Source organism: Nocardioides sp. IC4_145, from assembly GCF_011250565.1.
Taxonomy (GTDB): domain Bacteria; phylum Actinomycetota; class Actinomycetes; order Propionibacteriales; family Nocardioidaceae; genus Nocardioides.
In genome coordinates this window covers 1-11892 of sequence record NZ_JAANMS010000073.1, presented here as the reverse complement: position 1 = coordinate 11892, position 11892 = coordinate 1, and the positions used below count along the sequence as shown (strand labels likewise).

General features: G+C 73.9%; 14 protein-coding genes. 8 read left to right on the top strand and 6 right to left on the bottom strand.

Translation table 11 applies throughout. The features are described from left to right. Positions 1 to 1598: hypothetical protein (locus G6553_RS20205; protein ID WP_207620066.1), on the top strand; the 1598-nt coding region annotated here is incomplete at its 5' end. 46 nt (positions 1599 to 1644) lie between these two features. Here G6553_RS20205 and prfB read toward each other — a convergent pair. The 4 genes from prfB to G6553_RS20185 all read right to left on the bottom strand — a co-directional run bounded on the left by prfB (position 1645) and on the right by G6553_RS20185 (position 5238). Beyond that, the gene (prfB, locus tag G6553_RS20200) at positions 1645 to 2763 is read right to left on the bottom strand and encodes a peptide chain release factor 2 (protein WP_166196859.1); all 1119 of its coding nucleotides are present in this window, start codon (positions 2761 to 2763) and stop codon (positions 1645 to 1647) included. A 56-nt stretch (positions 2764 to 2819) separates the two neighbouring features. Continuing rightward, positions 2820 to 3281, bottom strand: a complete 462-nt coding sequence (locus tag G6553_RS21495) for a CAP domain-containing protein (RefSeq protein ID WP_166196857.1) — start codon at positions 3279 to 3281, stop codon at positions 2820 to 2822. Positions 3282 to 3359: 78 nt separating this feature from the next. Further along, positions 3360 to 4010 (bottom strand): class F sortase, encoded by a 651-nt coding sequence (locus G6553_RS20190; RefSeq protein WP_347565832.1) that lies wholly within the window; start codon positions 4008 to 4010, stop codon positions 3360 to 3362. Continuing rightward, on the bottom strand, positions 4003 to 5238 hold the full coding sequence (locus tag G6553_RS20185; protein WP_166196855.1) for a hypothetical protein: 1236 nt from the start codon (positions 5236 to 5238) through the stop codon (positions 4003 to 4005). Before G6553_RS20185 ends, G6553_RS20190 begins: the two co-directional genes overlap by 8 nt. A gap of 336 nt (positions 5239 to 5574) precedes the next feature. Between G6553_RS20185 and G6553_RS20180 the strand changes: the two genes are divergently transcribed. The 7 genes from G6553_RS20180 to G6553_RS20150 are packed head-to-tail and all read left to right on the top strand — an operon-like array spanning position 5575 to position 10201. After that, a complete protein-coding gene (locus G6553_RS20180; RefSeq protein WP_166196853.1) occupies positions 5575 to 6858 on the top strand; it encodes an ATPase, T2SS/T4P/T4SS family in 1284 nt (427 codons plus the stop codon). Between the two features lies 1 nt (position 6859). After that, positions 6860 to 7714 carry a type II secretion system F family protein gene (locus G6553_RS20175; protein ID WP_166196851.1) on the top strand — a complete coding sequence of 285 codons (855 nt, stop codon included), beginning with the start codon at positions 6860 to 6862 and terminating at the stop codon, positions 7712 to 7714. After that, positions 7711 to 8646 (top strand): type II secretion system F family protein, encoded by a 936-nt coding sequence (locus G6553_RS20170; protein ID WP_166196849.1) that lies wholly within the window; start codon positions 7711 to 7713, stop codon positions 8644 to 8646. The genes G6553_RS20175 and G6553_RS20170 overlap by 4 nt, the downstream gene beginning before the upstream one ends. 41 nt (positions 8647 to 8687) lie before the next feature. Continuing rightward, positions 8688 to 8891 carry a hypothetical protein gene (locus G6553_RS20165; RefSeq protein ID WP_166196847.1) on the top strand — a complete coding sequence of 68 codons (204 nt, stop codon included), beginning with the start codon at positions 8688 to 8690 and terminating at the stop codon, positions 8889 to 8891. Next, positions 8891 to 9292 carry a TadE/TadG family type IV pilus assembly protein gene (locus tag G6553_RS20160; protein WP_166196845.1) on the top strand — a complete coding sequence of 134 codons (402 nt, stop codon included), beginning with the start codon at positions 8891 to 8893 and terminating at the stop codon, positions 9290 to 9292. Before G6553_RS20165 ends, G6553_RS20160 begins: the two co-directional genes overlap by 1 nt. Beyond that, positions 9289 to 9753 carry a hypothetical protein gene (locus G6553_RS20155; protein WP_166196843.1) on the top strand — a complete coding sequence of 155 codons (465 nt, stop codon included), beginning with the start codon at positions 9289 to 9291 and terminating at the stop codon, positions 9751 to 9753. Before G6553_RS20160 ends, G6553_RS20155 begins: the two co-directional genes overlap by 4 nt. 28 nt (positions 9754 to 9781) lie before the next feature. Continuing rightward, positions 9782 to 10201 carry a pilus assembly protein TadG-related protein gene (locus G6553_RS20150; RefSeq protein WP_347565831.1) on the top strand — a complete coding sequence of 140 codons (420 nt, stop codon included), beginning with the start codon at positions 9782 to 9784 and terminating at the stop codon, positions 10199 to 10201. Positions 10202 to 10305: 104 nt separating this feature from the next. Here the strand turns inward: G6553_RS20150 and G6553_RS20145 are convergent, their stop codons facing one another. Continuing rightward, positions 10306 to 10977, bottom strand: coding sequence for a hypothetical protein (locus G6553_RS20145; protein ID WP_166196841.1), 672 nt, complete (start codon positions 10975 to 10977; stop codon positions 10306 to 10308). A gap of 137 nt (positions 10978 to 11114) precedes the next feature. Then, the coding region (locus tag G6553_RS20140) for an ABC transporter permease (protein ID WP_166196839.1) at positions 11115 to 11892 on the bottom strand (778 nt) is incomplete at its 5' end.

The window sequence follows — 11892 nt, the reverse complement described above, 5'->3', positions numbered from 1 at the left end:
ACCGTCGACCCGTCATGCGCACCGCCTCCTCCCTCCTCGTCCTCGCCCTGGGCGCCGGCCTCGCGCCGGCACTCGTCGGCGCACCCGCCACCGCCACCGCGACCGACGCCGGCAGCATGGCGGCGACCACCGACGGCCCCGTCGTGGTCGTCGACCCGCTGCCCGAGGAGCTGCCGCGCTCGGCCCGCCGGTTCGCGCCCCGCGCGCCGCACCCGCTGGCGGACACGTTCTCGCTGCACAGCAACCCGGGCGCGAGCCGGGTCATCCACCTCGACTTCGACGGCGCGACGGTGACCGGCAGCGAGTGGAACGTCATCGAGGACCCCTTCCCCGCCGGCGTGCACGGGCCCTGGGACACCGACGGCTCCCCCGGGTCGTTCTCCGCCGCCGAGCGCACCGCGATCCAGGAGGTCTGGGCGCGGGTCGCGGAGGACTACGCGCCCTTCGACGTCGACGTCACCACCGAGGACCCCGGCCCCGCCGCGCTGCGGCGCAGCAGCCCGGCCGACACGACCTACGGGATGACCGCCCTCGTCACCGACAGCCCCGCGGCCTGGGACTGGTGCGACCGGGACTGCGCCGGCGTGGCGTTCCTCGACGTCTTCGACGAGGTCGACCCCGACGGCCGGCTGCGACCGGCGTGGATCTTCCCCGGTGGCGTGCAGGACCACCCCGCGGGCATCGCCGAGGCGGTCAGCCACGAGGTCGGCCACACGCTCGGCCTCGAGCACGACGGGCGCGGCCGCGACGACTACTACGAGGGGCACGACTCCTGGGGGCCGATCATGGGGGCGCCGTACACGCGGCGGGTCACGCAGTGGAGCAATGGCTCCTACCCTGGCGCCACCCAGCGCCAGGACGACGTCGCCGTGATCGCCGCCTCCGGGCTGCCGCTCCGCGCCGACGAGGGCAGCGCGTTGCCCACCGGCACGGCGTACATCACGAGCCGCACCGACACCGACGCCTACGACCTCGGCGCCTGCGCCGGCCAGGTCACCGCCACCGTGCGGCCGGCCGCGATCGGCCCCGACCTGGACCCGCGCATCGCCCTGGTCGACCCCAGCGGCGCCGAGGTCGCCTCGGCCGACCCGCTCGGCCCGGTGGCCGCGACCGTCACCCGCGCCGTCAGCGGCGCCGGCTGGCGGGTCGTCGTCGACGGGGTCGGCGCGCCGTCACTGGGCTACGACGACTACGGCAGCCTCGGCGCCTACACGCTCGCGGTCACCGGCTGCGCCGGCGGGCCGACGGATCCCGCGCCGGACCAGCCGGAGGAGCCCGAGCCGGTCGTCGTCGAGCGCCCGGGCGCCGTGGGTCGGCCGACGGCCAAGCCCGGGGCCAGGGGCGGCCCGGCGACCGCCGCGGTGCGCTGGTCGGTGCCGGCGGTCGACGGCGGCGCACCCGTCGCGGCGTACCAGGTCCTCGCCCACCGGATGCAGGGCTCGAAGGTCCGCCAGACGCTCCGCTCGGAGGTGCTGGCCGGCAGGGCGGTCACGTTCCAGGCCGCGCGCGGCACCCGCTGGACCTTCGCCGTGCGGGCGCGCAACAGCGAGGGCTGGGGACCGGTCGGTCCCCGCTCGCGCGCCGTCAAGGTGCGCTGAGGCTGTCCCGACCCGGGCAGGCCCGGCGGACGGGTCAGTCTCCGGCTCAGTTCTCGGCGGCCTTGTCGGCGCCCCGGCGCCAGCGGATGCCGGCCTCGAGGAAGCCGTCGAGGTCCCCGTCGAAGACCGCCGAGGGGTTGCCCGACTCGTAGCCGGTCCGCAGGTCCTTGACGATCTGGTACGGGTTCAGCACGTAGTTGCGCATCTGGTCGCCCCACGAGGCCTGCACGTCGCCGCGCATCTCGTCGAGCTGGGCCTTCTCCTCGGCCTTCTTCAGCGCGAGCAGCTTGGCCTTGAGCACGACCATGGCGCTGGCCTTGTTCTGCAGCTGGCTCTTCTCGTTCTGGCAGCTGACGACCGTGCCGGTCGGGAGGTGCGTCAGGCGCACCGCGGAGTCGGTCGTGTTGACCGACTGGCCGCCGGGACCTCCGGAGCGGTAGACGTCGACCCGGATCTCCTCCTCGGGGATCTCGATCTCGTCGGTCTGCTCGAGCACCGGGACGACCTCGACCGCGGCGAAGCTGGTCTGGCGACGACCCTGGTTGTCGAAGGGGCTGATCCGCACCAGGCGGTGGGTGCCGGCCTCGACCGAGAGGGTGCCGTAGGCGTAGGGCGCGTGGATCGCGAAGGTGGCCGACTTCAGGCCCGCCTCCTCCGCGTAGGAGGTCTCGAAGACCTCGACGGGGTACTTGTGCTGCTCGGCCCAGCGCGTGTACATCCGCATCAGCGACTCGGCGAAGTCCGCCGCGTCCACGCCACCGGCGCCCGCACGGATCGAGACGAGCGCCTCGCGAGCGTCGTACTCGCCGTTCAGCAGGGTGCGCACCTCGAGCGCCTCGACCGCCTTGCGGATCTTCGCCAGCTCCGACTCGGCCTCGGCCATCGAGTCGGCGTCGCCCTCCTCCTGACCGAGCTCGACCAGCACGCCGAGGTCCTCGATGCGGTCCGACAGCGCGGTGAACCGCTCGAGCTCGCCCTGCAGCGCGGAGAGCCGGCCGGTGACGCGCTGGGCGTTGGCCTGGTCGTCCCAGAGGTCGGGGGCCGCCACCTGCTCACCGAGGTCGGCGATCTCCCTGCGCATCGCGTCCACGTCGAGCACCTGCTCGATGGTGCGCATGGTCGCCTGGAGCTGCTTGATCGCTACGTCGAAGTCGGGGCCTGCCACGAGGGGCAAGAGTACGCCGCTCGCATGAGGCCGCGCTCATCGCCGCGGCGCGGCCGTCAGCCCAGCGGCCGGCCGAAGACCTGCGCGACGTACCAGGAGCCGTCCTCGGCCTTCCGCGCCGCGATCCCCATCCGGGTGTAGCCCTTGCGCAGGATGTTCGCCCGGTGGCCCGCCGACTTCATCCAGCCCTTCCTCACGACCGCCTTGCCGCTGGGGTAGCCGTAGGCGACGTTCTCCCCCACCAGCCCCAGCGCGCAGCCGTCCAGGAGCGGCCCGAGCAGCTGGTGGAACAGGCTGGCCTGGCCGGCCATGACCTTCGCCTGCCGGACGGCGGCCTTGCGCAGGCACGCGTCGTTCTTCAGCGCCGAGCGGTCGTGGTTGGCGCGGACCTTGTTGGTCGTCGAGAAGGCTGTCTGCGCGTACGTCTGGGCAGGGTTCGCCGCCTGCGCCGGCGCCGGGACGACGAGCAGGGCCGCGGCGAGGGCCAGGCCGAGCAGGAGGGTTCCGAGACGAGCCACCCCGGCACCGTACGTCGCCGGGCGGGGCTGCTGCCAGGCCCGCGGGCGAGGTCGAGCCGTTCGGTCGGACCGACTGGCTCAGACGGGCGTGGCGGTGACGACCACGTTGCTGAGGTAGCGGCTGCCGTCCCAGTCCTCGCAGGTGATGACCACCAACCGGCCGGGCACGCCCTGGCTGAACAGCCGCTCCGCGTCCCGCGCGAGCCGGCCCTTGGTGTAGATGCGCACGCGCTCCACGGCGTACCGCAGGACGCCGTGGTCGGTGCGGACGACCATCCGGGCGCCCTCCTCGAGCTCCTCGAGGTCGTCGAGCGCGCCGCCGCCGGTGTGCACCGTGTGGCCGGCGACCAGCGCGCTGCCCTCCTGGTCGCCCGGGCGGGCGCCGTCGGCCCACCAGCCGAGCCGCTGCGGGTCCGACGGCGGGACGAGCGTGCGACCGGGAGCCTTGACCGGCTCCACCGGGGCATTGACGCCGAGGTCGGGGATGCGCAGCCGGACTGGCGCGCCCGGGCGGCGCGGCGCCGGCACCGCCTCGGCCGTGGTGCCGATCGACGGGCTCGGACTCGGGGTCGAGGCGGCCGACGGCTGCTCCTCGACCACCCGCGGCTCGCCGGTGTCGCGCGCCAGCCACACCACCCCGACCACGACGAGCGCCGCGGCCACGACCAGGGCCAGCCACTGGCTGGCCCGGCCGCGACCGCGGCTCGTCGTGCTGCCGGGATCAGGCACCCTGCCTCCGGCGGACCACGGCGAGGGCGGCGACGCCCAGGCCCAGCCCGATCACCAGCCAGGGCAGCGGCGAGGAGACCAGGTCGAGGACGGGGTTGCCGTCCTCACCGGCGTCGACGGCGGTCGGCACCGCGGCGTCGTCGTCCTCGGCGGTCGCGCCGAGCACGCCCGCCTCGGCCTCCTCCGTCGGCGAGGCCGTGGCCTGGATGCCGAGGACTCCCGGCTCGAGCTCCGTCGTGGCGTCGCGCTCCTCCGTCGTCGCCGGCTCGGTCCCGTCGGCGGTCGGCTCGTCGGCGTCGCTGCCGGCCTCGGGCGTGGTCGTGGGGTTCGGCGCGGCCGGGGTCGACGTGCACGGCGCCACCCAGAAGACCTTGGTCTTGGTGTCGTTGCCCTGGGAGAACGGCGTCGCGACGGTCAGCCGCACGTGGTAGCCCTGCTTCGGGTGCGGCTCGCCGGTGAAGGACAGCGTGTAGACCTGCGTGGCGTCCAGTCCGGTCGCGGTGCCCGCGCCGGAGGCCGGGTCCTCGCCGACGAAGACCCGCGACGGCTCGGTCCCGCTGATGGTGATGTCGGACGTCGGCGCCTGCGGGGTGAAGGTGACGGTCGACCAGTAGTCGCCCTCGTCGAAGCCGTACCACTCGACCTGGAAGCTGCAGCCCGGGTGCGGGTTGTTGTTCGGGATCCCGTCGTCCTCGCCGACCTGGGCGATCTTCACCGTGCCGTTGTTGCCAGCCGGGTCGCCGTTCCCGGGCTTCGGGCCGTTGCCCGGCTTGGGGCCCTTGTCGTCCTTCGGGCCGTTGCCCGGCTTGGGGCCCTTGTCGTCCTTCGGGCCGTTGCCCGGCTTCGGACCCTTGTCGTCCTTCGGGCCGTTGCCCGGCTTCGGACCCTTGTCGTCCTTGGGGCCGTTGCCCGGCTTGGGACCCTTGTCCGGCTTGGGGCCGTTGCCCGGCTTGGGGCCCTTGTCCGGCTTGGGACCGTTCCCGTTGCCGTTGGCGGCCCCGGGCGCACCGCCGTTCCCGTTGCCCGGGTTGACGGCCCCCTGGCCGTTCCCGTTCCCGTTGCCCTGGCCGTTCCCGTTGCTGTTGCCCGGCCCCTGGGCCTGGCCCGGCTTGCCGTTGCCGTTGCCGTTGCCCGGCTCCGCGGCGACCGGGGCCGCGCCGGCCCATCCGGTGACCGCCACCGCAGCGGCGATGGCGAGGTACTTCTTCGCGGGCGTGATCGATCGCATGACTGTCTCCGTGTCCTGCCGGGCGTTCCCCGGGTGCATGAATGAGCGAGTGGGTGCACCGGGTCCCAGCGGCGCAGCCATGTGTGCACTCGTGTTGCCTTCCTCGACCCCGCCCAAACGGCGTCAAGCCCCGGTCTGGACCAGTGGGACGTGAGACGCCCGTCACGCGCCGGGCCGGCCGGTCGTCGGGAGCCCGTGCCGGCACCGACTGCACCTCGGGAGCACCTCTCCGGTCACATCCGTCCCGTTCTCCACAGATCGCCGGACGAGGTCTTTACACGGAGCGCATCGCGGTGATGATGGACCGGTCAGCAGCAACCATCTCGGGGGACCTGCATGTCACTGACCCATCCGTCCGCGCCCGCCCGCGCGGACGTCCACCTCGACCTCGTCGAGCAGCTCGACCAGCACGTCCGCGAGCTCGTGCGCCGCGAGGGCGTCGACCCGCAGCGCGACGCCGCCGTCGTACGCCGCCTGGCCGAGTCCGTCGTCCGCGACCACGACCAGCGCAGCCTCACCGGCCAGGTCGCCGCCGTCCACGACCCCAGCGCGGTCGTTGGCGAGCTGGTCGCCCGCGTCGCCGGCTTCGGCCCGCTCCAACCGTTCCTCGACGACCCCACCGTCGAGGAGATCTGGATCAACGACCCCACCCGCGTCTTCATCGCCCGCAACGGCCGCCACGAGCTGACCAACCTCATGCTCACCAGCGCGCAGGTCGACGAGCTCGTCGAACGCATGCTGAAGTCCAGCGGCCGCCGCATCGACCTGAGCAGCCCCTTCGTCGACGCGATGCTCCCGGAGGGTCACCGCCTGCACGTCGTGCTCCGTGGCATCAGCAGGGGCTTCTCGGCGGTCAACATCCGCAAGTTCGTCCTGAAGGCCACCCGCCTGTCCGACCTCGTCGAGCTCGGCTCGCTCAGCCCCCGCGCGGCGTCGTTCCTGGACGCCTCGATCCGCGCCGGGCTGAACGTCATCGTCGCGGGCGGCACGCAGGCGGGAAAGACGACGATGCTGAACTGCCTCGCAGGCGCGATCCCGGGCGGCGAACGCGTGATCTCCGCCGAGGAGGTCTTCGAGCTGCGCTTCCACCACCCGGATTGGGTGCCGCTCCAGACCCGCCAGGCGGGGCTCGAGGGCACCGGCGAGGTGCGGCTGCGCGAGCTGGTCAAGGAGAGCCTGCGGATGCGGCCCTCCCGCCTCGTCGTCGGTGAGGTCCGCGCCGAGGAGTGCCTCGACCTGCTGCTGGCCCTCAACGCCGGCCTGCCGGGCATGTGCACCATCCACGCGAACTCCGCCCGCGAGGCGCTCGTCAAGATGTGCACCCTGCCGCTCCTCGCCGGGGAGAACATCTCGGCGCGGTTCGTCGTCCCGACCGTGGCCTCGTCGGTCGACCTGCTGGTCCACCTCGGCGTCGACGAGCACGGCGTACGCCGGGTGAACGAGGTCGTGGGCGTGCCCGGCCGCGTGGAGAACGACATCATCGAGACCGAGCCGATCTTCCGCCGCGCCGGTGGCGAGCTGCGCCGGGTCGGCGGCATGCCCCCACGCCTGGACCTCTTCGAGCGCGCCGGCATCGACCCGCACGCGCTGCTCGGCGGCGGCGCGGCCGAGGACCGCTGACGTGGGCGCGCTGGTCGGGCTGGGCGTCGGCGTCGGGCTGCTCCTGGTGTGGTCGGCCTTCGCGCTGCCGCGCACCCCGCGCACGACCACCCGCGGCGACGGACCCGCGCGCCGCATGCTCGACCGGGCCGGCATGCGCTCGGTCTCGCCGGCGTCGTTCACCGCATTGAGCCTCGTCTCGGGGTCGCTCGTCGCCGTCGTCGTGCAGGCCGTCTCCGCGACCGTGCCCGTCGCGGTGGCCTTCGGCGTGATGGGCGCCTACCTGCCGGTCGCCGTCGTCTCCGGCCGGGCCCGGCGCCGGCAGCGTGAGCTGGCCGAGGTGTGGCCCGAGGCCGTCGACCACCTCACCAGCGCCGTGCGGGCAGGGATGTCGCTGCCGGACGCGCTGGCCGCGCTCGGCACGCGCGGGCCGGAGCCGCTGCAGCCGTCGTTCTCGTCGTTCGCGCTGGACTACCAGGTCACCGGGCGGTTCGGCGAGTGCCTCGACCGGCTCAAGGACCGGCTGGCCGACCCGGTCGGCGACCGCGTCGTCGAAGGACTGCGCGTGGCCCGCGAGGTCGGTGGCGGCGAGCTCGGCCGCCTGCTGCGCAACCTCTCGGGCTATCTGCGCGACGACCTCCGCACCCGTTCGGAGCTGGAGGCCCGCCAGGCCTGGACGGTGAACGGCGCCCGGCTCGCGGTTGCGGCGCCGTGGCTGGTGCTGCTGTTCATGTCCTTCCAGTCCGAGGTGATCCGTCGGTACGCCTCCCCCGGCGGCGTCCTCGTGCTCGTCGTCGGCGCCGCGACCTGCGTGGTCGCCTACCGGCTGATGATGCGCATCGGCCGGTTGCCCACCGAGCGACGGATCCTCTCGTGACGCCGGCAGTCTGGGGCGGCCTGCTCGGCGCGACGACGGCGGTCGGGCTGCTGCTCGTCGTCGCCCGGGTCGCCGCGGCCCGTCGCCCCCAGCTCGCCGCCCGCGTGCTGCCCTACCTGCGCGACCTGCCCCGCTCCGGACCCGGCCCCGTGGCAGCCGAGCCTGCTCCGCGGTCGGTGGTCGCCGCCGTCTACGGGCCCCTGCTGCGCTCGGCCGCCGAGACCGTCGAGCGGGTCCTCGGCGGCGCGTCCTCGGTGCGCCGCCGGCTCGAGCGGGCCGGCTCGGACGCCACGGTCCACGACTTCCGCGTCGAGCAGGTGCTCTGGGGGCTGGTCGCCTTCGCCGTCGCCGCGGCGTACGGCGTCCTCGACGCGCTCCGCGACCCCGGCGGCGTCCTCGCGTCGGCCGTCCTGTGCGTGATCGCCTTCGTCGTCGGCGTGCTCGCCCGCGACCACCACCTGTCCGGGCAGGTCCGGTCGCGGGAACGCCGCATCCTCGCGGAGTTCCCCACCGTGGCCGAGCTGCTCGCCCTGTCGGTCGCCGCGGGCGAGAGTCCCGTCTCGGCCCTCGACCGGGTCGTGCAGCGCAGCGGAGGCGAGATGTCCCGCGACCTCTCCCGCGTGCTGGCAGCGGTCCGCACCGGCGAGCCGGTCCCCGTCGCCTTCGACCGGTTGGCCGCGGCCTCAGGGCTGCCGCTGGTCGCCCGATTCGCCCAGGGCATCGCGGTCGCGGTCGAGCGCGGCACGCCTCTCGCCGACGTCCTGCATGCCCAGGCCGCCGACGTACGGGAGGCCGGACGCCGCGAGCTGATCGAGGTCGCCGCCCGACGCGAGGTGCTGATGATGGTGCCCGTCGTCTTCCTCGTGCTGCCCGTGACCGTGCTCTTCGCGTTCTGGCCCGGCGTCGTCGGGCTCAGCCTGACCACTCCCTAGCGCCGACCGGCGCCCCACCGTTGTCTCGGGAAGGAATCACCATGGAACACCTCGATGCCGCGCTCCTGCGGCTCCACGTACTGCTGCTGACGGTCGCCGCGCCGCGCGAGCGCGACGAGCGCGGCGACGTGCCCGGTTGGGTGCTCGTGACCGTCATGACCGCAGGGTTGGTCATGGTGATCTGGCGGGTCGCCGACCAGCAGCTCGCGCAGATGCTCAACAGCGCGCTGAGCAAGGTCCAGTAGTGCGACGGGCGGCCGGGCGCGAGCGCGGGGCCGCCGTCGTGGACTTCGTGCTGGTGCTGGTCGTGCTGGTGCCGCTCTTCCTCGGCATCCTCCAGGTCTCCCTGGTGCTGCTCGTGCGCAACACCTTGACGGCGGCGGCCTCCGAGGGAGCGCGGTACGCCGCGACCGCCGGCCGCGGTCCGGCCGACGGCGCTGCGCTGACCCGGGACCAGATCACGGGCGCCGTGTCCGGGCGGTTCGCCCGGGACGTCGTCGCCCGCCAGGTGGTGGTCGACGGCCAGCCCGGCATCGAGGTCACGGTCCGGGCCCGCGTGCCCGCGCTCGGGCTGGGTGGTCCGGCCATCGAGCTCGACGTCACCGGGCACGCCGTCGAGGAGCGACCGCTGGAGGCCGCGCCGTGACGCGGTTCCTCCGGCGGCGCAGCGACCGGGGCAGCGCGCTGGTCGAGGTGACCTGGCTCGGCATCCTGCTGCTGGTGCCGATGCTGTGGATCCTGCTGAGCGTCTTCGAGGTCCAGCGCGGCGCGTTCGGGGTGGAGGCGGCCGCCCGATCGGCTGCCCGCGCCTACGCCCTCGCGGGCAACGACGCCGAGGGCACCCGGCAGGCCGAGCTGGTCGCGCGCCGGGCGCTCGCCGACCAGGGTCTCGGGAGGGCTCCACTCTCGGTGCGCGTGACCTGCACGCCGTACCCGGCCGATTGCCACAGCGGCACCTCGGTGATCACCGTCCGCATCGAGTCGCGCGTCGACCTGCCGCTGATGCCGGAGGTGCTGGGCGGGCAGGCACCCAGCTTCGCGCTGGACGCGACCCACACGGTGCCGATCGGCCAGTACCAGGAGGTGACCGGTGCGGCCGCGGACTGAGCGGGGAACCCGCGACGAGCGGGGACAGGTGACGGTGCTGATCGTCGGGTTCGCGGTGTTCCTCGCGATGGCGGTCGCCGTGGTGGTCGACGCGACCGCGGCGTACCTCCAACGCTCGGGTCTCAGCACGCTCGCCGACGGCGCGGCGCTGCACGGAGCCGACCTGGGCGCGACCGGCGCGGACGTCTACGAGGGCGGCGTGCCCGAGGGGCGGCTCGAGGTGACGGCCGCCCAGGCGTCCGCCGCGGTCCGGGACTACCTGACGCAGGTCGGCGCCTACCGCCGCTACCCCGGGCTGCGGCACACGATCGCCGTCGACCCGTCCGAGGACCGCGTCACCGTCCGGCTCAGCGCGCCGCTCGAGCTGCCGCTGACCTTCCCCGGCTCCCCCGACCGGCCGACGGTCTCGGCCAGCGGCTCGGCCGTCTCCGGCGTCGACCGACCTTGACGGCCACCGAACTGCTGGTGGAAGTGCCGTGGGCCGCGGGGTGCTGAGCGTGAGGTCGCAGTCGTCGAGGGACTTCTACCAGTACTTCGGCACGACCCCGTCGGTCAGCGCACGCGGACGGTGATCGTCGTCGCCCTCCGCGAGGTGTCCGTGGGGTGCACACGGGCGAAGTAGCGCGTGACGCGCCGGGCGTTGCGGTCGGTGACCCGCCACGCACGGTGGCCTCGACCGTCGAGGGAGCTGCGGCGGATGCGCTCGGCCTTGCCCCGTGCGTCCACCCGGTAGAGGTCCGCTGTCGCGCCCGCAGCATGGTCGGTCCCGCGCAGGACCAGCCGGTCGTCCCCGTTGCGCGCGTCGAGGCCGGTGAGCCGGGCCGCCAGGGGCGGGGTGCAGCGGCAGACTGGTTCGGAGTGGTGGGCGGTCGCCGACGTGACCGGCGCGCCCGTGGCGTCCAGCACCGTGCCGGTCACCAGCGTCTGCATGCCCAGCACCACCTCGGTCCGGGCGAAGCCGCTCTCGTCGGTGGTGGTGGACTCGGTGACCTCGGCGTCGGGGTACCAGCTCCGCCACGTGAACACGACGGTCAGTCCAGCGGCCGGCTCGCCGCCGCGCCGGACGTCGGCCGCGATCACGACTCGTTCGCCCGGCGAACCCGACGGGATCCCGAAGCTGATCGTCACCTGGTCCTCGTCGTCCGACGGTGCGGACCAGCCAGCCGGCGCCGGCACGAGCACCAGCAGCAGGGCACTGAGCAGCAGGAGCAGGCGCCGAGTCATGCGCGGAAGCCTCCCACGCCGACGAGGGGTCGTGTGCCTGACGACGCGACTCAGCGCGTCCTCGGGCACACGACCCCCGCACGCCGAGCCGAGCCCTGCCGAGCCCTGCTGAGCCCTGCCGAGCCGAGCGCGAGCGGCTACTTCACCTCGGTCCGCAGCACCCGCCACACGCCGTACGCGATGGGCAGGGCGAGCCACACGACGCCGGTGACAGCGAGCTGGGTCCACTGCTCGCCGGTCATCGACTCGTCGAAGAGGGCGGTCTGGGCGTAGTTGAAGTCGATCCACGGCTGGAGGTCGGCGAACCAGTCCTGGAAGGCGGCGAGCATCCCGAAGACGGTCGGCAGCAGCGCGGAGTAGACGAAGTAGCCGACGATCGCGGGCGCCGAGGAGCGGATGACGACGCCGAGCATGAAGCCGACGAGCAGGCCAAGGACGTTGGCGAGGAAGATCTGCGCGAGCGCGGCGGCGGAGACGTCCCACACGGCATCGGTCCCGTTGACCGCCGAGCCGAGCAGGTTGCCCAGCGCACCGATCGAGGCGGCGAGCGCCATCGAGACGACGGCGACGCCGACCGAGACGAGCGCCTTGGCCCAGATGACCCGGCCCCGGCTCGGCACGAGCGTGAACGTCGTCAAGCCGTTGCGCTGGCTCCACTCGCCGGTGACCGAGAGGATGGCGATGATCGGCAGGATCACGGCCATCGGGAAGCCGATGGCCGAGGCGAACGACTCGTAGGTGATCGCCGAGTCCGGGGCGAACACGACGGTCGCGGCGGTGGCCAGCACCGCGAGGATGGCGATGCTCGCCATCAACCAGAAGCCGGAGCGGGTGTCGAACATCTTGCGCAGCTCGACCTTGGCCAGGCGCGTCATCGGGATCGGCGCGGGGGTGGGCCGGGCGGCGGAGCCGGCG